The organism is Enterobacter cloacae subsp. cloacae ATCC 13047 (assembly GCF_000025565.1).
GTDB classification, from domain to species: domain Bacteria; phylum Pseudomonadota; class Gammaproteobacteria; order Enterobacterales; family Enterobacteriaceae; genus Enterobacter; species Enterobacter cloacae.
This window is the reverse complement of the sequence record NC_014121.1, coordinates 2,905,650-2,926,698: the sequence shown is the minus strand read 5'-3', so window position 1 is coordinate 2,926,698 and position 21,049 is coordinate 2,905,650. Positions and strand designations below refer to the sequence as shown.

General features: G+C 54.7%; 26 protein-coding genes. 14 read left to right on the top strand and 12 right to left on the bottom strand.

The window, feature by feature from the left end; all coding sequences use genetic code 11:
- Nucleotides 1–25: 25 nt before the first annotated feature.
- The gene (gene rimO, locus ECL_RS14145) at nt 26–1,351 is read right to left on the bottom strand and encodes a 30S ribosomal protein S12 methylthiotransferase RimO (RefSeq protein ID WP_013097432.1); all 1,326 of its coding nucleotides are present in this window, start codon (nt 1,349–1,351) and stop codon (nt 26–28) included.
- Nucleotides 1,352–1,566: 215 nt separating this feature from the next.
- On the opposite strand from rimO, the gene bssR reads away from it, so the two are divergent.
- Nucleotides 1,567–1,950: a biofilm formation regulator BssR gene (gene bssR, locus ECL_RS14140; protein ID WP_013097430.1), complete on the top strand. Its 384-nt coding sequence runs from the start codon at nt 1,567–1,569 to the stop codon at nt 1,948–1,950.
- 107 nt (nt 1,951–2,057) lie between these two features.
- A complete protein-coding gene (locus ECL_RS14135; RefSeq protein ID WP_013097429.1) occupies nt 2,058–3,176 on the top strand; it encodes a PQQ-dependent sugar dehydrogenase in 1,119 nt (372 codons plus the stop codon).
- Here the strand turns inward: ECL_RS14135 and ECL_RS14130 are convergent, their stop codons facing one another.
- Nucleotides 3,177–3,803, bottom strand: a complete 627-nt coding sequence (locus ECL_RS14130) for a glutathione S-transferase family protein (RefSeq protein ID WP_013097428.1) — start codon at nt 3,801–3,803, stop codon at nt 3,177–3,179.
- Between the two features lie 241 nt (nt 3,804–4,044).
- Between ECL_RS14130 and dacC the strand changes: the two genes are divergently transcribed.
- A complete protein-coding gene (gene dacC / locus ECL_RS14125; protein WP_040020720.1) occupies nt 4,045–5,250 on the top strand; it encodes a serine-type D-Ala-D-Ala carboxypeptidase in 1,206 nt (401 codons plus the stop codon).
- A gap of 67 nt (nt 5,251–5,317) precedes the next feature.
- Here dacC and deoR read toward each other — a convergent pair whose 3' ends face one another.
- The 3 genes from deoR to ECL_RS14110 form a co-directional block, all read right to left on the bottom strand.
- Nucleotides 5,318–6,076, bottom strand: a complete 759-nt coding sequence (deoR, locus tag ECL_RS14120) for a DNA-binding transcriptional repressor DeoR (RefSeq protein WP_013097425.1) — start codon at nt 6,074–6,076, stop codon at nt 5,318–5,320.
- 67 nt (nt 6,077–6,143) lie between these two features.
- Entirely contained in the window at nt 6,144–6,752 is a 609-nt protein-coding gene (gene ybjG, locus ECL_RS14115) for an undecaprenyl-diphosphate phosphatase (RefSeq protein ID WP_013097424.1), read from the bottom strand.
- Between the two features lie 7 nt (nt 6,753–6,759).
- Nucleotides 6,760–7,488 (bottom strand): phosphatase PAP2 family protein, encoded by a 729-nt coding sequence (locus ECL_RS14110; RefSeq protein WP_029882876.1) that lies wholly within the window; start codon nt 7,486–7,488, stop codon nt 6,760–6,762.
- A gap of 167 nt (nt 7,489–7,655) precedes the next feature.
- On the opposite strand from ECL_RS14110, the gene ECL_RS14105 reads away from it, so the two are divergent.
- Nucleotides 7,656–8,888 carry an MFS transporter gene (locus tag ECL_RS14105; protein WP_013097422.1) on the top strand — a complete coding sequence of 411 codons (1,233 nt, stop codon included), beginning with the start codon at nt 7,656–7,658 and terminating at the stop codon, nt 8,886–8,888.
- Nucleotides 8,889–8,946: 58 nt separating this feature from the next.
- On the opposite strand, the gene ECL_RS14100 is transcribed toward ECL_RS14105, so the two are convergent.
- On the bottom strand, nt 8,947–9,759 hold the full coding sequence (locus ECL_RS14100; protein ID WP_013097421.1) for a Cof-type HAD-IIB family hydrolase: 813 nt from the start codon (nt 9,757–9,759) through the stop codon (nt 8,947–8,949).
- The gene (locus tag ECL_RS14095; protein ID WP_023620242.1) at nt 9,749–10,963 is read right to left on the bottom strand and encodes an MFS transporter; all 1,215 of its coding nucleotides are present in this window, start codon (nt 10,961–10,963) and stop codon (nt 9,749–9,751) included. Before ECL_RS14095 ends, ECL_RS14100 begins: the two co-directional genes overlap by 11 nt.
- 82 nt (nt 10,964–11,045) lie before the next feature.
- Here ECL_RS14095 and ECL_RS14090 point away from each other — a divergent pair, with 82 nt between their 5' ends.
- Entirely contained in the window at nt 11,046–11,597 is a 552-nt protein-coding gene (locus ECL_RS14090; protein ID WP_013097419.1) for a TetR/AcrR family transcriptional regulator, read from the top strand.
- 15 nt (nt 11,598–11,612) lie between these two features.
- Here ECL_RS14090 and arsC read toward each other — a convergent pair whose 3' ends face one another.
- The 5 genes from arsC to ECL_RS14065 form a co-directional block, all read right to left on the bottom strand.
- Nucleotides 11,613–12,044 carry a glutaredoxin-dependent arsenate reductase gene (gene arsC, locus ECL_RS14085; protein WP_013097418.1) on the bottom strand — a complete coding sequence of 144 codons (432 nt, stop codon included), beginning with the start codon at nt 12,042–12,044 and terminating at the stop codon, nt 11,613–11,615.
- 12 nt (nt 12,045–12,056) lie between these two features.
- Nucleotides 12,057–13,346: an arsenical efflux pump membrane protein ArsB gene (locus ECL_RS14080; protein WP_013097417.1), complete on the bottom strand. Its 1,290-nt coding sequence runs from the start codon at nt 13,344–13,346 to the stop codon at nt 12,057–12,059.
- A gap of 35 nt (nt 13,347–13,381) precedes the next feature.
- Nucleotides 13,382–13,702: a metalloregulator ArsR/SmtB family transcription factor gene (locus ECL_RS14075; protein WP_044158760.1), complete on the bottom strand. Its 321-nt coding sequence runs from the start codon at nt 13,700–13,702 to the stop codon at nt 13,382–13,384.
- Between the two features lie 189 nt (nt 13,703–13,891).
- Entirely contained in the window at nt 13,892–14,941 is a 1,050-nt protein-coding gene (locus ECL_RS14070) for a phage integrase (protein ID WP_013097414.1), read from the bottom strand.
- Nucleotides 14,942–15,019: 78 nt separating this feature from the next.
- Nucleotides 15,020–15,640 carry a phage repressor protein CI gene (locus ECL_RS14065; protein ID WP_044158758.1) on the bottom strand — a complete coding sequence of 207 codons (621 nt, stop codon included), beginning with the start codon at nt 15,638–15,640 and terminating at the stop codon, nt 15,020–15,022.
- A 136-nt stretch (nt 15,641–15,776) separates the two neighbouring features.
- Here ECL_RS14065 and ECL_RS14060 point away from each other — a divergent pair, with 136 nt between their 5' ends.
- The 9 genes from ECL_RS14060 (at nt 15,777) to ECL_RS14020 (ending at nt 20,940) form a co-directional block, all read left to right on the top strand.
- Nucleotides 15,777–15,998, top strand: coding sequence for a hypothetical protein (locus ECL_RS14060; RefSeq protein ID WP_013097412.1), 222 nt, complete (start codon nt 15,777–15,779; stop codon nt 15,996–15,998).
- 32 nt (nt 15,999–16,030) lie between these two features.
- On the top strand, nt 16,031–16,534 hold the full coding sequence (locus tag ECL_RS14055; protein WP_013097411.1) for a phage regulatory CII family protein: 504 nt from the start codon (nt 16,031–16,033) through the stop codon (nt 16,532–16,534).
- Nucleotides 16,535–16,543: 9 nt separating this feature from the next.
- On the top strand, nt 16,544–16,738 hold the full coding sequence (locus ECL_RS14050; RefSeq protein ID WP_013097410.1) for a phage filamentation protein Fil family protein: 195 nt from the start codon (nt 16,544–16,546) through the stop codon (nt 16,736–16,738).
- On the top strand, nt 16,728–17,156 hold the full coding sequence (locus tag ECL_RS14045; RefSeq protein WP_013097409.1) for a hypothetical protein: 429 nt from the start codon (nt 16,728–16,730) through the stop codon (nt 17,154–17,156). The genes ECL_RS14050 and ECL_RS14045 overlap by 11 nt, the downstream gene beginning before the upstream one ends.
- Nucleotides 17,156–17,557 (top strand): hypothetical protein, encoded by a 402-nt coding sequence (locus ECL_RS14040; RefSeq protein ID WP_013097408.1) that lies wholly within the window; start codon nt 17,156–17,158, stop codon nt 17,555–17,557. The genes ECL_RS14045 and ECL_RS14040 overlap by 1 nt, the downstream gene beginning before the upstream one ends.
- Before the next feature lie 66 nt (nt 17,558–17,623).
- Nucleotides 17,624–17,857 (top strand): DUF2732 family protein, encoded by a 234-nt coding sequence (locus ECL_RS14035; RefSeq protein WP_013097407.1) that lies wholly within the window; start codon nt 17,624–17,626, stop codon nt 17,855–17,857.
- Nucleotides 17,848–18,714: a DNA adenine methylase gene (locus ECL_RS14030; protein WP_013097406.1), complete on the top strand. Its 867-nt coding sequence runs from the start codon at nt 17,848–17,850 to the stop codon at nt 18,712–18,714. The genes ECL_RS14035 and ECL_RS14030 overlap by 10 nt, the downstream gene beginning before the upstream one ends.
- Nucleotides 18,711–18,923: a hypothetical protein gene (locus ECL_RS14025; protein ID WP_013097405.1), complete on the top strand. Its 213-nt coding sequence runs from the start codon at nt 18,711–18,713 to the stop codon at nt 18,921–18,923. The genes ECL_RS14030 and ECL_RS14025 overlap by 4 nt, the downstream gene beginning before the upstream one ends.
- On the top strand, nt 18,916–20,940 hold the full coding sequence (locus tag ECL_RS14020) for a replication endonuclease (protein WP_013097404.1): 2,025 nt from the start codon (nt 18,916–18,918) through the stop codon (nt 20,938–20,940). The genes ECL_RS14025 and ECL_RS14020 overlap by 8 nt, the downstream gene beginning before the upstream one ends.
- Nucleotides 20,941–21,049 lie beyond the last annotated feature (109 nt).

Sequence of the window (21,049 nt, the reverse complement as noted above, 5' to 3'; positions counted from 1 at the left end):
GGCCTACAAAACAGGCGCTGGGTATTTAAACCCGGCTACCCCACAGGTCATACTCGTCGGCGTTTTCCACTTTCACGCGAATGATGTCACCCGGCTTGACGTTGGTTTCCCCGTTCAGGTACACCGCGCCGTCGATTTCAGGGGCATCCGCCATGCTGCGGCCAATCGCGCCTTCTTCGTCAACTTCGTCGATGATGACCATAATTTCGCGACCCACTTTCTCCTGCAGACGTTCAGCAGAGATCTGCTGTTGCAGCTGCATGAAGCGGTTCCAGCGCTCTTCTTTTACCTCTTCCGGCACCTGATCCGCCAGTTCGTTAGCGGTTGCGCCTTCAACCGGGCTGTACTTGAAGCAGCCTACGCGGTCCAGACGGGCCTCTTTCAGGAAGTCGAGCAGCATCTGGAAGTCTTCTTCGGTTTCACCCGGGAAGCCAACGATGAAAGTCGAACGCAGGGTCAGATCCGGGCAGATTTCACGCCACTGCTTGATGCGCGCCAGCTGGCGGTCAACGGAGCCTGGGCGTTTCATCAGCTTCAGGATACGCGGGCTGGCGTGCTGCAGCGGGATATCCAGGTACGGCAGGATTTTGCCTTCGGCCATCAGCGGGATGACGTCGTCAACGTGCGGATAAGGGTAAACGTAGTGCAGACGCGTCCAGATGCCCAGTTTAGCGAGCTGTTCGCACAGGCCGACCATGCTGGTTTTCACCGGCTCGCCGTTGTGGAAACCGGAACGGTGCTTCACATCCACGCCGTAGGCGGAGGTATCCTGGGAGATCACCAGCAGCTCCTTCACGCCCGCATCGGCCAGACGTTTGGCTTCTGCCAGCACTTCGCCAATCGGGCGGCTCACCAGATCGCCACGCATGGACGGGATAATGCAGAAGGTGCAGCGATGGTTGCAGCCTTCGGAAATTTTCAGGTAAGCGTAGTGACGCGGCGTCAGCTTCACCCCCTGTTCCGGCACCAGGCTCAGGAACGGGTTGTGCTTAGGCTTGGGTACGTAGTGATGAACATGTTCCAGCACCTGCTCGTAGCTGTGTGGACCGGTGATCTCCAGCACCTTCGGGTGCACTTCACGGATCTGGTCCTCTTTTGCGCCCAGGCAGCCGGTCACAATCACTTTGCCGTTTTCCGTCAGGGCTTCACCAATGGCTTCCAGGGATTCCTGAACCGCGCTGTCGATAAACCCGCAGGTGTTCACGATCACCATGTCGGCGTTGTCGTAGCTTGGCACCACGTCGTAGCCCTCGGTGCGAAGTTCGGTCAGGATGCGTTCAGAATCCACCAGGTTTTTCGGGCAGCCCAGGGAGACAAAGCCGATTTTCGGCGGGTGCGTAACATTGCTCATAGGTTAAAAATTCATCATTTATGGAGTTATCAGGGCGGGATTTTACAGCGTATCGCGGGGGATTTATACACTCTTTGCAGTGCAGATGATGCCCGCGCAGGTTGTAACATTGTAAAGAATGTTAATCAGTTAAGAATAATTGATCTCAGGCATTAAACTGTACAAAAAATAACCTTATTCTGACTGTGCACAGGGCTGACAGAGGAGGAATGAGCATGTCCGTTGACAGACTGAAACGCGATCTGCTGAACAAGCTGATCAACGCCCGAATCGACCTTGCCGCATATCTGCAGCTGAGGAAGGCGAAAGGGTATATGTCAGTCAGCGAAAGCGAACATCTGCGTGATAATTTCTTTGAACTTTGCAATTTCATGCGTGAAAAAGCACCCATCCTGAAAGCGGAATACGCCGAAAGCGAATGTATTGCGCTGCGCCGCGCCGCCGAGGTGCTCTCCATTGCCGGGGTTTGTTTGATGAACGGACGCCATGACTGCCCGACTTTTATCGCTGTAAACGCGGAGAAGCTTGAAAACTGCCTGACAACGCTCTCTCTATGCATCATGTGTCTGAACGAGCACGCGAAGCTTGAACAGCACTGATTCCGGGGGGAGGCAACTCCCCCTTCTGATTAAGCTTTTGTAAAAGTGATAACGTGCCTGGACGTAGTGGCTAATCTTTATGCCATATGCCGATAAAGGAGCGCGTTATGCACCGATCCTCGCTAATTTTCCTGCCTGCGTTGTTATTTCCGTTTTCGCTCCTTGCTGCGCCTGATGCGGTTAAGGTTGAGGTATTGCAGAACAAACTCGAACACCCCTGGTCGCTGGCGTTCCTGCCGGATAACAAAGGGCTGCTCGTGACGTTGAAGGGCGGCCAGTTGAAACACTGGCAGGCCGGGAAAGGGCTGTCAGACCCGATAACAGGGGTGCCCAAAGTCTGGGACAACGGACAGGGAGGACTGCTGGACGTGGTGCTGGCGCCGGATTTTGCCACCTCGCGCCGCGTCTGGCTGAGCTACGCCGAGGCAGGCGCTGACGGCAAAGCCGGAACGGCAGTGGGTTATGGGCGCTTAAGCGACGATCTTTCCCGCCTTGAGGCGTTCCAGGTGGTGTTCCGTCAGATGCCGAAACTCTCCACCGGTCACCACTTTGGCGGAAGGCTGGTGTTTGATGGCAAAGGCTATCTGTTTATTGCGCTGGGCGAAAACAACCAGCGCCCGACGGCGCAGGATCTGGATAAACTCCAGGGGAAAGTGGTACGCCTGACGGTGGATGGCAAAGTCCCGCCGGATAACCCCTTTGTGAACACCGCCGGTGCGCGGCCGGAAATCTGGTCTTATGGCATTCGTAACCCGCAAGGGATGGCGATGAACCCGTGGAGCGACACGCTGTGGCTTAACGAACACGGCCCGCGTGGCGGGGATGAGATCAACATCCCGGAGAAAGGGAAAAACTATGGCTGGCCGCTGGCGACCCACGGTATCAACTACAGCGGATTAAAAATTCCTGAGGCGAAAGGTGAACACGTTGAAGGAACCGAAAAACCGCTGTTTGTCTGGAAAGTCTCGCCCGCCGTGAGCGGAATGGCGTTTTATAACAGTGACGTATTCCCGCAGTGGAAAAACAAGCTGTTTATCGGGGCGCTGAAAGAGAAGGATGTGATCGTGCTGAGCGTGAACGGCAACACGGTAACCGAGGACGGGCGGATCCTGGGCGACCGGAAACAGCGCATTCGCGATGTGCGCGTCGGTCCGGACGGCTATCTGTATGTTCTGACCGATGAAACGGACGGGCAGTTGCTGAAAGTCAGCCCGTCCGGGAGGTGATCAGCTTACCGGAATCATCACCACGTTACGGTAGGCCGGGCGTTCGCTCAGCTGTTTAAGCCAGCGCGCCAGGTGAGGGCGCGGCGTCCACGTCAGACCGAGGTTGGTCAGGTTCCAGACAAATGGCGCAACGGCAATATCGCCTACGCCGAAGTCCGCACCCGAGAACCAGGCGTGTTTCGCCAGCTCATCGTCCATCATCGCAAACAGATTTTCACAGGCGTCCTGTGCCGCATGAATGGCGGGATAGTCGCGCTCGGCTTCGGGGGTTCTGACCAGCCCCATCAGGATCACGCGGTGCGTGGGGGAGAGCGTCTGGTTGGCCCAGTCCATCCATTTTTCCCCCTGCGCGCGGCGGGCCGGATTTTCTACCCACAGACGGCCTTGTCCATACTGGGCGGCCAGGTAGCGGACAATGGTGTTGGATTCCCACAGCGTGGCGTCCGTCTCATCATCGCGCAGCAGCGGCACCAGGCCGTTCGGGTTCATCGCCAGGTAGTCGGCGTCTTTATTAACCCCATACTGCAAACCCGCCATTATCTGGTTAAACGGTAAATCCAGCTCCTCCAGCGTCCAGAGCACTTTTTTGACGTTGGTCGAATTATTCCTTCCCCACAGCGTAATCATAATTACTCCCGATAAGATGTGAATCCGAGTCAGCTTTTCGCCATGGTGAGATAAACCTAACAATTACGCAACAGAAGAGAAAAAAATCGCCTTAATCAAAGCGTATCTGAATGTTATTGCATAAACTTTAATAACTTTACCCTCGTTGGGTTTCATTAACCGTTTTAGTGCGCTATTACTCATCGCTTCTTGCGACACGGTGATGTGACGTAATTTTTGAATGGACACTCGGGTGGCATTTATGACGCGAAAAATGACTTCTCTGCGCAGCCTGGCGGCAGGCTCCGCGCTCCTTTTCCTGTTTGTACCAACTCTCTATGCGGCTGAGCAGGCTGCGCCCGAAGCGCCGCCGGTAGATGCGCGTGCCTGGATCCTGATGGATTACTCCAGCGGTAAAGTGCTGGCGGAAGGCAATGCGGATGAGAAACTCGACCCGGCCAGCCTGACCAAAATCATGACCAGCTACGTGGTTGGCCAGGCGTTGAAGGCGGGTAAGATCAAGCTCGACGATATGGTCACCATCGGGAAGGACGCCTGGGCGACCGGCAACCCGGCGCTGCGCGGGTCATCGGTAATGTTCCTGAAACCGGGCGATCAGGTTTCCGTTTCCGATCTGAATAAAGGGGTGATTATCCAGTCCGGCAACGATGCCTGTATCGCCCTGGCAGATTATGTTGCGGGAAGCCAGGACTCGTTTATTGGCCTGATGAACGGCTATGCGCAAAAGCTGGGTCTGACCAACACCACCTTTAAAACCGTCCACGGTCTGGATGCGCCGGGCCAGTTCAGTACCGCGCGCGATATGGCGCTGCTCGGCAAGGCGCTCATCCACGATGTGCCGGACGAATATGCCATCCACAAAGAGAAAGAGTTTACCTTTAATAAAATCCGCCAGCCGAACCGCAACCGTCTGCTGTGGAGCAGCAACGTCAACGTTGACGGGATGAAAACCGGCACCACGGCCGGGGCGGGTTATAACCTGGTGGCCTCCGCGACCCAGGGTGACATGCGTCTGATCTCGGTGGTGTTGGGCACCAAAACCGACCGTATTCGTTTTAACGAGTCAGAAAAACTGCTGACCTGGGGCTTCCGCTTCTTTGAAACCGTGACGCCGATTAAACCGGATGCCACGTTCGTCAGCCAGCGCGTCTGGTTTGGTGACAAGAGTGAAGTGAACCTGGGGGCCGGTGAAGCCGGGTCGGTGACCATTCCACGTGGTCAGCTGAAAAACCTGAAAGCGAGCTATACCCTGACCGATCCGCAGCTCACCGCGCCGCTGAAAAAAGGCCAGGTGGTCGGGACGATTGATTTCCAGTTAAACGGTAAGTCGATTGAACAGCGTCCGCTGATTGTGATGGAAGCGGTCGAAGAGGGCGGCTTCTTCAGCCGGATGTGGGACTTCGTGATGATGAAATTCCATAGCTGGTTTGGCAGCTGGTTTAGTTAAGTCTTCCAGCTTTTTCACCCTCTCCCAGTGGGAGAGGGCCGGGGTGAGGCATCAGACCGCCCCCCTCTCAATACATCAACTTCACCTGCTGCGCCTTCGCGTAGGTCACGTATTCTTCATCCGGGCGGCAATCGCTGACGATGGCATTGAACTGTGCCAGCTCGCCCATCCGTGCCGGACGCACCTTGCCGAACTTGCTGTGATCCACCACCAGCACATGGTACTGCGCGGCGCTTAACGCCCAGTGTTTTACCGGCAGCTCTTCCAGGTTAAAACAGGTCGCCCCCTGACGGGTACTCACGCCCGCCGCGGAGTAAAACGCGATATCCGGGCACAAATTGCTGAGCGTGTCCTGAAGATTGAGCGGTTTAAAAATGGCGTTGCTGGCGTGGAACTCACCGCCGCAGAGGATCACCCGACACTCGGGTTTCTCCTGAAGGGCCAGGAAGGTGTTCAGCGAGTAGCACACGGCGGTAAAGGGGATGCTGCTGTCGATGGCTTCGATTATCCACGGCGTGGTAGTGCCGCAGTCAAAAAACAGCGTCTGGTGCGGTTGCACCAGAGAGGCCGCCAGACGGGCGGCTTTGCGTTTCTCTTCAACCAGGCGTGTCTTTTGATCGCTGATCAGATAATGACTGGCGCTACGTGGCTCCAGCACAATATAGCCGCCCAGCAGCACGACGGGCGCGCTCTCGCTGTTCAGGTCACGGCGAATGGTCATCTCTGAAACGCCGAGGAGGGTAGCGGCTTCCTTAAGATGAAGCTTATCACTGCGCTTCAGCGCCTGTATCAACTGAGCTATGCGGTCATCGCGGCGTGTTTCCATAGATCCTCAGGATGAAAAAGTGAGCCCCCGCAGGGCGGGGGCTCAAGTGTAACCTGTCATACCGGGGTTAGTCACGTATCCAGCCTTTGCGGATCGGGATAGCGAAAAGGGTGCGATAGAGAGACGAGAGTCCGCGATACAGCGCCAGCCCGAAGAGGTTCCACAGGATCGCCGCGCTGACGCAGCCGATCAGCCCCACCAGGAAGCCGCCTACCATATCCAGCGGCCAGTGTACGCCCAGATACACGCGAGACCAGGCAATGGAGACCGCAATGGCCATCAGCAGCGCACCTGACCACAGGCGATGCCAGAACAGGAAGGCCAGCGCAAAAGCAAAGATCACCGTACCGTGATCGCTTGGGAACGAGTCATCCGGCGCGTGGTGCAGGAAGGTATAGCCGACGTGTTCGACAAAAGGACGATCGTGCGGGAAGGCGAGACCCAGAACATAGCTGACCAGCACGCTGACCCCCAGCGTCATCGCCACTTTGATCACCAGCTGACGCTGCGCGTTGACCTGGCTGCGCGGTCCCCACAGCCAGAGGATGGCCGCCAGCACAGGCACAATACTGATCAGATCTTTTGCCAGGAAAGTGGCCAAATCGATCATCCACTCAGGCGAGGCCGGGGTGGCGTTGATCAGATAAAACAGCTGGTAATTCAGATTCTCTAACATAGCGTTTTTACTCTTTAGCAAACCAGGCAGAAACGAGGCCGTAGACCGCTACCTGGGAAAACCAGACCCACCACCCAGCCCACAGGTTGTGAGAGAAAAAATGCGCCCCGCGCATGACCTGACCAAAGCCCATCGCCAGACCTAACACCACGCCGAAGGCCACAAAGCTCCAGGCGAGACGCGGACGCTCGCGCCAGAAGGCAAAGAACAGACCCATCACCATAAAGCCGCTGGACGCATGGCCGCCGGGGAAGCAGCGGCCAGGACCGCTGTCTGCCGGAGCGGAACTGAACAGGGGGTAAGAGACGGCTTTACCGCCATACTCCACCAGATCCCACGGGCAGCTGTGATGGCTCAGGCTTTTCAGCACGCCAACCACCAGCGTGCCAAGCCCCATCAGCAGTGCGGCAGTGACCAGTCTCGCATTGCGCTTCCAGGCACCGTAAAACAACGCACCCACCGCCATGGCAATGGCGATGTACTTCGCCAGCCGGTGGTTCAGCAGATCCAGCAGCGGGTTTTTCTGCAGCGGGAAACGGTGTGTTGCCGCGTCATACCAAAAGCCAGTGATCCATTTATCAAGCGTTTCGCCGCGAGAAAGCCAGGTAAATACCACGGCAAGGGCGATCAGCACTAAAAGCTGATAACCATAAAAGCGCACAGGCAGGCGGTAAAGTTGTTTTGTCTTATTTGTCTGTAACTTAGACAATTCTGAACGAGGGGATATGCGGGTCATAGAGTTGGTTGGCAGCGTGAAATATGGCTATCATATTGGTGTCAACTTAAGGAAACCTTAAACAACGACGATAAATGCTTTATTTCTGTTTCTTCTGGATAATTTGCTATCTCAGACAGCGGCAATTCATTACACTCATCGCGATTTTTTCATCATAAAGAGATTGCATGTTAAACCGTTCTTCTTCGGGTACGCGTCTGGGTCGTCAGGCGTTACTTTTCCCTCTGTGTCTGGTGCTTTACGAGTTCTCTACCTATATCGGCAACGATATGATTCAGCCCGGCATGCTGGCCGTGGTGGCGCAATACAACGCAGGTATTGAATGGGTGCCGACCTCTATGACCGCCTATCTGGCTGGCGGCATGTTTTTACAGTGGCTGTTAGGGCCGCTGTCGGATCGTATTGGCCGCCGTCCGGTGATGCTGACGGGCGTGGTGTGGTTTATCGTGACCTGTCTCGCCACGCTGCTGGCGCAAAACATTGAACAGTTCACCCTGCTGCGTTTCCTGCAGGGGGTAAGCCTGTGCTTTATCGGTGCCGTGGGGTATGCCGCCATTCAGGAGTCCTTTGAGGAGGCGGTGTGTATCAAAATCACCGCGCTGATGGCGAACGTGGCGCTGATTGCTCCGTTGCTGGGGCCGCTGGTGGGCGCCGCGTGGGTGCATGTGGCACCGTGGGAAGGCATGTTTGTGCTCTTCGCCGTGCTGGCCGCCATCGCGTTCTTTGGCCTGCACCGCGCAATGCCGGAAACGGCCACCCGACTGGGTGAGACGCTGTCGCTGAAAGAGCTGGGACGGGATTATAAAGCGGTGCTGAAAAACGGCCGCTTTGTGGCAGGCGCGCTGGCGACGGGCTTTGTTAGCCTGCCGCTACTGGCGTGGATCGCCCAGTCACCGGTCATTATCATCAGCGGTGAACAGCTCAGCAGCTACGAGTACGGGCTGCTGCAGGTGCCGATTTTTGGCGCACTGATTATCGGTAACCTGGTGCTGGCGCGTCTGACATCACGACGCACGGTGCGCTCGCTCATCATCATGGGCGGCTGGCCGATTGCGGCGGGCCTTACCGTGGCCGCGGTGGCGACGGTGGTATCATCTCATGCCTATCTGTGGATGACGGCGGGATTGAGTATTTACGCCTTCGGTATTGGCGTGGCGAACGCCGGGCTGGTGCGTCTGACGCTGTTTGCCAGCGAGATGAGTAAAGGCACCGTTTCGGCGGCGATGGGGATGCTGCAGATGCTGATTTTTACCGTCGGGATCGAGGTGAGCAAACACGCTTATGCGCTCGGCGGCAACGGTCTGTTCAGCCTGTTTAACCTCGCCAACGGCGTGCTGTGGGTTATCCTGATGGTGATGTTCCTGAAAGACAAACGCGTCGGGAACGCCCTGCAGCCATAATTCTTATTCCCTCTCCCGGTGGGAGAGGGGCAGGGTGAGGGCACCAGAGCGCACGGAATCAATTAAACGGTGCTTCTCTGTTGAGCACCTTATCAATCACATCCAGTACGCCTTCCTCGTTATTATGCGGCGCTTCAAACCGCGCCGCTGCCTTAATATGCGGTCTGGCATTCGCCATCGCAAAGCTGAAGCCTGACTGGCGCAGCATCTCCACGTCGTTCCCGCTGTCACCGAAAGCCACCACCTCGCTGTTGTCAATGCCCCAGCGCTGTTGCAGGATCCGCAGGCCGTTGGCTTTATGCACGCCGGGGATAATCAGGTCAATACTGCCGTGGCCGGTCGTGACGGGCACCATAATGTCGTTGAGTTTTTCGTGCAGCATGGCCTGAATGCGCGGGATTTCATCATCAGAAACGTTGAGTCCGAACTTAAAGAAAATATCGTTCAGGTTGTCGAAATCACTTACCATTTCGAGGCGATGATAGTACTTCGCGGCGATAGCTTTGAACTCATCGTCATAGGCTTTGAGCGTATAGGCACTGCCTTTGCCGCAGGCGATAATCTCAATGCCGGGAACGTCGTTTAGCACGGCAGCAACGGTGTCGAAGTGCGTTTTCGACAGTTCACCGTTAAAAACATCTTCCCCGGCGCTGACCACCCAGCCGCCGTTTTCGGCGACAAACGCAATCTCATGCGCAATCTCCGGGAAGAAGGAGATCAACTGGTAATACTGGTTACCGCTGGCCACCACAAAGCGAATACCTTGCTCCTTCATGCGCGCATACTGCGCCAGAAAACGTTCGCGATTGTAGGTTTTCGCGTCGCTCAGGAAGGTGCCATCCATGTCGACTGCAATCAGTTTAACGCTCATATCCCTTCTCCAGTGTCGTTTGTTCTTTTTCCGGCTTCGCCACGGCGCGCGCCACCAGCGCCGCAATCATGACCAACCCTAACACCACCAGCATGGCGCTGCGCAGCCCGTAGTGCTCACCCAGGAAGCCCAGCAGCGGCGGCCCGACCAGGAAGGCCAGATAGCCTGTGGTTGCCACCACGCTGACGCGCGTCGGGGCATCCGGGCCGGTATCGCTGGCGGCGGAGATGGTCAACGGGAAGCCAAGTGAGGCACCCAGTCCCCAGAGGATCACCGATACGCCGGCAATCCAGTCCACATCCACGAAGATGATCATCGCAATGCCCAGTCCGCCGAGCAGGGCGCTGGCGCGCACCACCGCCACGCGGCTGTAGCGGTCAATAAACCAGCCGCCGGTAAAGCGTCCGACGGTCATCCCCAGCGTAAACCCGGCGTAGATCAGCGAGCCAGAGGTCGGGCTAAACCCATGTCCGTCTACCATCAGCAGCGGCAGCCAGTCGTTGGCGGAGCCTTCAGCAAACGCCATCGCCAGCACCACCACGCCGATCAGCATCAGTTGGAAATCACGGTAGAACGGCAGCCCTTTTTCCGCCGTTTTGTGTTCATCAGAGGTGTTTTTGCCCGTGCCGTCCGGAATGGCGCGGATGCCGGTCAGCACCGGCACAACAGAGATCAGCGCGGCCAGCAGGATATGCAGATTCGCGCTCACGCCGGAGGCCGTCAGCGCCATGCCCACGCCCGCACCGGCCAGCGTGCCAAGGCTGTAAAAGCCATGCATCATTGGCAGCACGGTTTTATTCATCTCGCGCTCGACCGCAGCCCCTTCAACGTTAATGGCCACTTCCGCCGCGCCAAAGCTGCCGCCAAAGATCAACAGACCCAGGGCAAACATGACCGGCGAGGCATACCACAGCGCTACGCTGAGCACCAGCATCCCCAGTATTGCGCAGCACATGGTGGTGCGGATCACCGCCCGGGTACCAAAGCGCTTCACCAGCCACGCCGAGCAGAGAATACCGCTCATTGAGCCTATCGACAGGCCAAACAGCACAATGCCCATCTCCGCGGTGGAGACCGACAAAATATCGCGGATTGCCGGGGTACGCGTGGCCCAGGACGCCATCAGCAGACCCGGAATAAAGAAGAACATGAAAAGCGCCCACATGCGCAACCGCAGGGCCTTACGGGATGAGGTCAGAGTCATTGAGATAAGCACCAGAAGCACAACAATAGCGACAACACTAGCAAGTTTGTGTACATTTGTACACAAATCAGATGAGGCATGTATGAGCAGACCACCAAACGACCCGCATCGCCGGGAGAAGATCCTGCAGGCGACGCTGGACACCATTGCTGAGCACGGTATCCATGCCGTCACGCACCGTAAAATCGCCAGCTGTGCCGGCGTTCCGCTGGGGTCGATGACCTACTATTTTGAGGGCATGGAGTCGCTGCTGGAAGAGGCTTTCACGTGGTTTACCCGGCAGATGTCGCAGCAGTACCGTGATTTCTTCGCGGGGGTAACCAGCCCGGAGATGGCGTGTGAATCCATCACCACGCTGATCCACAGCTCGCAGGTGACGACGCCGCACAACATGGCGCTGATGTACCAGCTCTATACTTTTATGCACCGCAGCGCGGCGCTGAAAACAGTAATGCAGGACTGGATGCAGATGAGCCAGACGACGCTTGAGCAGTGGTTTGACCCGGTCACCACCCGCGCGCTGGACGCCTTTATCGAAGGAATGACGCTGCACTTTGTCACCGACAGAGCGCCGCTGACGCGCGAGGAGATCCGGGCGATGGTAGGAAGGATTGCAGGCGAGAGGGACCGCTAGCCTGCAGGCCCGCCTCTATTTCTGGGTGATTTTTTTCCCGCTGGCATCCACGACGGCTTCACCGTCCTCTTTCGTAAATGCCCCTTTCTGCGCATCCGGCAGAATATCGAGGACCACTTCAGACGGGCGGCACAGGCGGGTGCCCAGCGGCGTCACCACAATCGGACGGTTAATCAGGATCGGGTGTTGCAGCATAAAACCGATAAGCTGGTCGTCAGTGAATGTCTCTTCTGCCAGGCCCAGTTGCTCATAGGGCTCCACGTTTGTACGCAGCAGCGCCCGCACCGAAATGCCCATGTCGGCAATCAGTTTGATCAGTTCATCGCGTGACGGCGGATTTTCCAGATAGAGAATGATCTCTGGCTCGGTGCCGCTGTTGCGGATCATCTCCAGCGTGTTGCGCGAGGTGCCGCAGGCGGGGTTGTGGTAAATGGTGATGTTGGTCATATCAGTGGCTCATTACAGTGTGAAGGAGAGACGTAACGCCAGCGCGGCGAGCGTCACAAACAGAACCGGCAGCGTCATGATGATGCCCGTCCGGAAATAGTAGCCCCAGGTAATGGTCATGTTTTTTTGCGCCAGCACGTGGAGCCAGAGCAGGGTGGCGAGACTACCGATAGGCGTGATTTTTGGCCCCAGATCGCAGCCAATCACGTTGGCATAAATCATCGCTTCTTTAATCAATCCTGTTGCCGTGCTGCCATCAATAGAGAGTGCGCCAATCAGCACCGTGGGCATATTGTTCATTATGGATGACAGGAAGGCGGTGATGAACCCGGTTCCGAGGGTGGTCACCCATAAACCGTGGGTGGACAGCGCATTCAGCACGCCTGAAAGGTATTCGGTTAACCCGGCGTTACGCAAACCGTAGACCACCAGATACATCCCCAGTGAGAAGATGACGATCTGCCACGGTGCGCCGCGCAGCACTTTTCCGGTATTAATCGCGTGTCCGCGTTTTGCAACGGCGAATAAAATCAGCGCACCAGCTGTTGCAATGGCGCTGACCGGAATGCCGAGAGGCTCAAGCACAAAGAAGCCGACGAGAAGAAGCAGTAGCACTATCCAGCCTGTTCTGAACGTCGGGAGATCGTGAATGGCCCGGGCGGGCTCCTGGAGTTTCGCAAGATCATATTCCGGTGGAATTTCCTTGCGAAAGAACAGATGCAGCATCACCAGCGTGGCAGCAATCGCGGCGATATCAACCGGGATCATCACCGAGGCGTATTCGCTGAACCCCAGCTTAAAGAAGTCTGCCGACACAATGTTGACCAGGTTCGAGACAATCAGCGGCAGGCTGGCGGTATCGGCGATAAAACCTGCCGCCATCACAAACGCCAGCGTGGCCTGCTTGCTGAACCCCAGCGCCAGCAGCATGGCGATGACGATAGGTGTCAGGATCAACGCTGCACCGTCATTGGCAAACAGCGCCGCGACGGCCGCACCCAGCAGCACGATATAAGTAAAGAGCAAACGCCCCCGACCGTTTCCCCAGCGGGCGACATGCAGCGCTGCCCACTCGAAAAAGCCGGACTCATCCAGCAGCAGGCTGATGATAATAACGGCGATAAACGTCGCCGTGGCATTCCAGACGATATTCCACACCACCGGAATATCGTTAAGGTGGATCACGCCGCTGGCCAGCGCCAGCCCGGCGCCAATCGTCGCGCTCCAGCCGATACTGAGCCCTTTGGGCTGCCAGATGACCAGTACCAGCGTAAACAGAAAAATTGCCCCTGCCAGAAACATCGTTTACTCCGTTATATCTGTTTCTATGAATGTGTTTAACATGATCCAGGAAGGCTATTCTTTAGCCTTGCACGCGTTTCTTCCCGCAGGCAATTCCAGCTGTTATCGATGACGGTAGCTGCCCAAGCAGGCATGTTCGGAGACAAACGGTAATAGACCCACTTCCCCTCACGACGGTCGATAACCAGCCCGGATTCGCGAAGTAAGGCCATATGGCGCGAGACTTTCGGCTGTGACTCCGTGGTTGCGGAACAGAGATCGCAGACGCATAGCTCACCGGCTTCACGCAGAAGCATGACGATAGAGAGCCGCGTTTCGTCGGAGAGGGTTTTGAAAAGCTGGAGCGGGTGGAGCATGGTTGAACCCTGCGGATAGTTAATACATATTTGTTTAATCATATATGTTTGAGGCGGGGGAGGGAAGAGGGGGGATGATGGAGCAGAGAATTTCAGGCAACAAAAAACCCATTTATATAAATGGGTTAGAAAAAACAATCACTTACTTTAAAATCAATAAGTTAAAATAGTAGTTAGGGGTAGTAAAGGTCAGGGAGTGGCAACCGCTGCCGCCATTTTGTCGCCATTGTGCATAGTAGCTAGGGGGTTAAACCTTAACGCAGTTTCAAGGTGATCTGGCGCGAGGTGGGCATAACGCATAGTCATCTTTATATCGTGGTGTCCCAGTATTTTTTGCAGAGCGAGTATGTTTCCCCCGGACATCATAAAGTGAGCTGCAAAGGTATGGCGAAGAACATGCGTTAGCTGGCCACGCGGCAAGATGATAGAAGTTTTATCCATCACTGATGCAAATTGAAAATAGTAGTCATCAAAAAACTTGAACCCCTTCAGCGCGGTGATTTCTTCATATAGCTCCTTGCTGATAGGGATGCTTCTGTTTTTCTTTCCCTTTGTTCTGGTGAACGTGATGCGGTACTTCGTTACCTGCGACCTTGTCAGATTGACTGCCTCTCTCCATCTTGCCCCAGTACTGAGGCAAATCTTCACAACCAGCGTCAACAGCTTATTTTGGCGCTGGCAGTCATACAGAAGTTCTGCAATCTGATCATGTGTCAGCCAGGCCATTTCCTTTTCAGCAATAGTAAACTTACGCATGTTTTCAAGAGGGTTTGGCTGAAGCCATTCGCCCAAGCGAATCAGTTCACTAAAGGCACCGCTTAAATAACTTTGTTCAAGATTTACCGTGACAGGGCTAGCGCCATTCTTCCATTTCTCACTGAAATATATCTCTCCCGTTAGGCGTTTATCGCGGTAGTGAGCAAACATTTTTGGGGTGAGCGATGTAGCCAGAGGATTTCCTAGTGCGTCCACGATCAGCAGTAGCTTTTCGTATACGTGTTCGCCAGCAGAAAGCGAAATGCCGTGCAGTTTATACCAGAGGTTAACAATATCTTTTAAAGAGCGCCGATCAGCAACATCACCCAGCCACGGTTTGGCCGCGGCCTCATCCATCGTGTGGCGCTCAAAGGCCATTGCCTCACCTTTTGTTGCAAATTGCTTTCGAACCCTGCGCCCGGAACGTCCGGCAGGGTAGCATTCACAGAGCCATTTGCCCGTTTCAAGTTTCCGAATAGCCATTCAATACCCCTTATTACTTGCTATGGGGGTATGATTTACTGTTTATTTATACAGTGTCAATGTTTGATGTTCGCACCATTAAACATTCGACATTAGGTAATAGTGGCATTTAGCTAATGGCTTAAGGTCATTGATCCCACATTCAAAAGATTGGCCGCCAGATATTGGGGCTACAAGCACCCTGCCAACAGGAATACGGGTCAGCTCTTTAATGCTTGTTTTTCCCTCAATTTCAACAACCCATGTTCCATCCGATAGTTCGTCAGTTTTCATGTCTGCGACGTACGGGATTTCGTCATCAAGGATGATTACCGGCTTGCTGAGGTGAGAGGGAAGCATTGCCTTATCGAGCATATAAAAATTGGATTCGTACAGATTCCCATCAATGATTTTCTTACGAGGAACCGCGACCACATCACCCATGGCGTTGTCGTTGGCCGTCTTTTTATACTCATTTGGAGAGTTTTCCGCTCCGTTCTGGAAGGCTTCGCCCTTCCCAAAGGAGAGCCATTCAAGCGAAGCGCCTGTTTCCATCGCGCACTGAATAACCCAGTCTGCGGGAAAAATATCCCTCATCCATCTTGTGCTCATTGTGCTAGTTGATGCGCCAAGCTGTTCGCAAAGCGCCTGTCTTGTCTTGAATCCATAAGCAATTAGTAATCGCTTGATTACCTCCTGCCCGCCTCTATTGAAGTCCATAATTACGCCTTTGGAGTTTTAATTGTTGACTAACTCCATTTGAAGCATTAGCCTTCCGCTTGAAGTACGGAAATGGAGTTATTAATACTTGTCACCGCTAGCTACGGTTTAAGACTCAAACGAGGAATCTTGCACTATGACCACTAACATTTCAATCAATCTGCCCGTCCCTTCTATCTCAAAAGAGAAGTACATCGAACTCACTGGTTTACCGGAAGATACCGTTGAAGCAATGCTGAAAGATGGCCGCTTACCACGTCACCGCCTTCGCAAAGATATGGGGCGTGAAAAAGTCATGATTAATATCGCGGCTCTGACCATAGACGCCCTCGCGGGTTGCAACATCGTACTTAACTGATTCGATTTTGAAACGCTGAGAGGGTGCTGACTATGTTTGATTACCAAACTTCCAAACATGCACATTTTGATGCAGCTTGCCGAGCGTTTGCGCTGTCGCACAATCTGGAAGATGTGGCCGCTGCCGTTGGTATGCGTCCGCAGATCCTGCGCAATAAGTTGAACCCGATTCAACCACACCGCCTTACCTGTGACGAGCTGCTGGCTATCACCGATTACACGGAAGATGCCCGTCTGCTGGATGGGATGCTGGGGCAGATTAACTGCCTTCCGTCCGTTCCGGTCAATAACGCCACTGAAGCCAACATGCAATTTTGCGCGTTGAGTGCCACTGCAAATGTGGGTGCGATCGCTGGGGAAGCTGTATCAACTGAGCACATGACCGCCGCACGCCGCACACAAATTCTTGATCGTGCCCGTGATGCCATCCGTTCCCTTTCCGTTCTGGCTTACACCGTTGAAAGCCGCCTCCAGTCTGCGCCGGTTCTTGCTGCTGCCGTCGATATCGTGACTACCAGCGCCAGCGGCATGATGTGAGGGATAACCATGAAAGCGTTCGTTACCTACCTGAAAAAAGAATCTCCGGCCATGCAGCTGGCCAGCGGGTCAACTGGTTGGCTTGAACTGCCAAACGGACAGCGCTGGAACCCTGGCCACCAGTACAAATTCAATGCCCGTTCGTCTCGTCGTCCATGGTGGTTTCGTTTGTTCGGGATTATCAGGAGGCGTTATGGCCATTAGCGAAAAGCAGCAGGAAATTGGCCTGAAGTGGCTGGGGAATATCCGCCGTAAATACTGGAGTGAGAAAAGCGAAGCCGCCGAATGGTGGGACAAATTAACACCAGAATGGCGCGGGGTTGTTTTACATGCGGCCGCAGTTGCTTCCGGAATGGACGTTTTCAAAGCCCATCTGAGCAAATGCTACTGGTCAGAGTTATTCGAACGCCTGGACTACCGGGCAATGATTCAGCTGCGCCAGGGCATATCCAGGGCGCGTCTGACGTTTGAAGGGTTCGGGAGTCTGAGCGACAGCGATTTTTCAAAGCGCAGCGCTAACCGCCAGGTGAAAAAGGCACATCCGATCCACAGCAGTAATGGCGTGCAGATGATTATCGCGCCTCATATCGTTCATAAGATGCAACAGCAGGAGAATCATTAATGTCCATCATCTCTGTAAACGCCAAAGAACTGGGACAGGAGCTGGCTGCGTGGGGCGTTCCACACAATTACGCCATTCTCTTTCTGGAGAAAAGCACCGTTAAAAATGGCCGTGTGGCCTTACATCCGTTTTTCTTTAACGACACCGAGCACATGACAAACAAACGCCACTGGCTGGCCGTGAATGTTGCGTACTGGTGCTGTGTTTATCGTGAAGCGGAAAGCCAGTACCAACAGGTTGAAGCGCTGGCCAGCATTCGTTCCATGTATTACATCGCCGGGTCATTGGGCGCTGGGGAAGTCAAAGCGCTGATCCAGGAGTGGTGGCGCAATACCTACGAGCTGCACCAGATACCCGCGCCGAGCTACTCAGCCGCGCCCGTTACCGTCTCTTTCCACTAATTAACTGCCTGAATTTTTGGCCATCCCTGCGGTGGCCGGGGATTCTTTTGCCCTGAGGAAACCAAAATGCAAACAACACGCATGTTTTTACCCGTCAACCAATCCGGTACTGACCTGCTGGCAATGCTGGCAAAAGCTACTGAGGAAGGTAAAGCGGCCTCCGCCGATCTGTGTTCTGCCCGTCTGGATAAGCTGGCCGCGTATGCCGCGAACGAAGGTTTGAGCGCTGCCGAAATCGTAGAGCTGATCCGTGAAGAAGCTGCAGCCATTTGCAGTAAAGGCGGTGCAGCATGGCAGTAAAAACGCCTCTTAAATGGGTGGGCAGCAAAGTCCGCCTCATGCCGCAGCTGCGTGACCACTTGCCGGAAGGCAAGCGCCTGGTTGAACCGTTCGCGGGTTCCTGCGCCGTCATGATGAATACGGACTATGACGAATACCTGATCGCTGACCTGAACCCGGATTTAGTCAATCTGTACAAGGCGATGGCCTACAACACCGACGCATTTCTCATGGAGCTTGAAGCCCTGTTTTCTGCCGGGGCGTTGGGTGAGCAGGAGAGCCGCGCTATTTTTTACTATGCCGTCCGGGACGCGTTCAATTTGTCTGGAAAGGCGCTTGGGGCTGAAAGCGTTGAAGCCGCTGCCCGTTTCATGTACCTGAACCGCCACGGCTTTAACGGGCTTTGCCGTTACAACCGCCGTGGCCAGTTCAATGTCCCTTTCGGGAAGTACAAAACAAACTATTTCCCGCTTAAAGAAGTCCGGGCATTTGCTGAAAAGGCAAAGCGTGCAACGTTCATCACTGCGCATTACTCCGAAACGCTTGCGCTGGTTCGTGCAGGGGATGTGGTCTATTGCGATCCGCCATACCTGACGGAATCAGGAAATTTCACCTCATACACTGAAAGCGGTTTTTCACATCTTGATCAGGGGCGGCTGGCCAGAAAGCTGCGCCGTCTTGCTGAAAAGGGCGTGAGTGTTGTTGCGTCAAACAGCGATCTGGAAATGGTGCATTACCTTTATGCCGGGTTTGAGGCGATGAAAGTCAAAGCGCCCCGCAGTGTTGGTGCCGCAGCTGCGAGCCAGAAATCTGCCGCAGAGCTGATCCTGAAATCACCAGTTTCATCAGCTTCCAGCGCTGGAGTGATGGCGAAATGATGACTGAACCCATGACCGGGCTGTATGCGCTGACGGTATTTGCGGCTTTTATCTTTTTTTCCATTCTGGAGCTGGCTGACGCTCAAGACACTGACGAAGAGGATTTTGTTTTAGTATTTTTCGCTGCGTTATTTTGGCCAGTTGTGGTTGCCGTAGCTGCACTTGGTTTCATTGTCGGTTTATGGAAATTGTGGGTTAGCCGTGGCTGAAATATCTGCTATTGGCCAGCATCACGCCGTCGATACCTGGCGGCGTGATACCTTTGCGCCAGGAACCCCAGCGAATGCGACAATTACAGAGCGCCGTTTGTGGGCTGTTAACCCACAGGATTACGAATGGCGTTCACAGTTCCTTCATGAGATACCCGACTGGTTAGCCGGGTATTTTGGCAACCGTTACGAAAAGCTGTTTGCTGGCCGTGATGGCCGCCGCCGTGCCAATACATTCCTGCGCAAAACAATCGGTGAGAATGTATTGCCACGTCTGCGGAAAGTGGCTGCGCGTTACCAGCTGGCCGCTGATGTAAGCGATCTCCCATTTGGAAAGTTATTGCAGCGCTTGCCGTCGCTTGACCGTACCGATCTCAAAAAGCTGTCTGGCCAGGTCTCTGGCTGGATGGCTCAGATGTTCTATGACTTCACCGACACGCTGAAGGGCAAGCCAAACGACGAAAGGGAAATGCACCAGCGCACGCTGGAGGCTTACCGCAATCTTTGCTCGCTTTCCCTCATGCTGAACAATCAGCCGCCTTACTGGGCAGAGCACGAAGCAAATGAAGGCCGCCTGGAAAACCGAAAAGCGGAGTCCGGGATTTTGCGTCTCATGGCACCGGAATGGTGGTATCAGCGCCTAAAGCGTGCCCGTGACCTGCAACGTGAACATCTGGCCATCGCCGTTGGCCAGGTGCAGAAATCTGCCAGCGCCTACGTATCACGTAAAACCCTGGGCGAATGGATAGACCAGAAGAAACGAAATCTGGAGTTCTTCAAAAAGTTTGATCTGATGGACGAAGAGGGCAACCGTATTGCGCTGGACAGCATGGTACATCGCAGCGTTGCTAACCCGGCCATTCGTCGCTGTGAACTGATGGTGCGCATGCGCGGGTTTGAAGATATCGCCAACGAACAGGAGCTGGCTGGCGAGTTTTACACAATCACTGCGCCTTCACGTTATCACGCGGTACACAGCAAAGGCGGCTTTGTGTCTCAGTGGAACGGATTAAGCCCGCGGGACACGCAGCGTTATTTATGCAACGTCTGGGCAAAAGCACGCGCGGCGATCTCCCGTGCCGGTATTCATGTTTTTGGTTTTCGCGTGGTCGAGCCACACCACGACGGGACACCGCACTGGCATATGCTGCTGTTTATGCAACCGCATGACGTTGAGGCGGTGCGCGATATTCTTTGCTATCACGCCAGGATTGCCGATTCAGAAGAGCTACAGACACCCAACGCGCTTAAAGCGCGTTTTCACGTTGAGCCTATCGATCCTGCTAAAGGGTCGGCAACAGGCTATATCGCTAAATACATCTCAAAAAATATCGACGGCTTTGCGCTCGATGGCGAGCAGGATGAAGAAACCGGGGAAAACCTGCGCGATATGGCCAAATCCGTTTCGGCCTGGGCATCCCGCTGGCGGATTCGCCAGTTTCAGCAAATTGGTGGTGCGCCTGTGACTGTATGGCGTGAGCTGCGCCGCCTGGGAGATCAGCGCCTGACTGACAGCCGTATGGATGCGGTGCTGGCGGCTGCTGATGTCGGGGACTGGGCGGCCTATACACAGTTGCAGGGTGGCGCACTGGTTGCACGTCGCGATCTGGTTGTGCGTCTGGCCTATGAAATCACTGAACAGGGTAACGAGTACGCAGAAGATGTTCAGCGTGTGCAGGGTATCTATTCGCCTTTGATCCCTGATTCCGAAGTTTGCACCCGTCTGGTTAAGTGGCAGAAGGTTGCGAAGTTGGCCGAAGCGCCAGCGGAGGCGGGTTTTTCTGGCGGCAGCGCCGCCCCTTGGAGTTCTGTCAATAACTGTACGGAGGGAGGAACCCGGAGACGGTTAAAACTGGAACTGAACCAGCGAGGGTTTGCCGGAACGGATGAAGAAATCGACATTCTGAAGCGGGGTGGCGGTCTCAAATTTGGCCGATCTGCCCTGATTTACAGGAAAGGGAGGTTGCAGGAGAAACGGAACAATCCGGAAGATGAGCAATGGCCAGGCTGGCAGTAATAGCCTGTAAGTGTGTGATATGTAAAACGTAAATTGTTACTGGTGTGAATAAAAAAATTCACAATTAATGCTTTTGAGTGTACTGTATGTTTATACAGTTGTTTGCGTG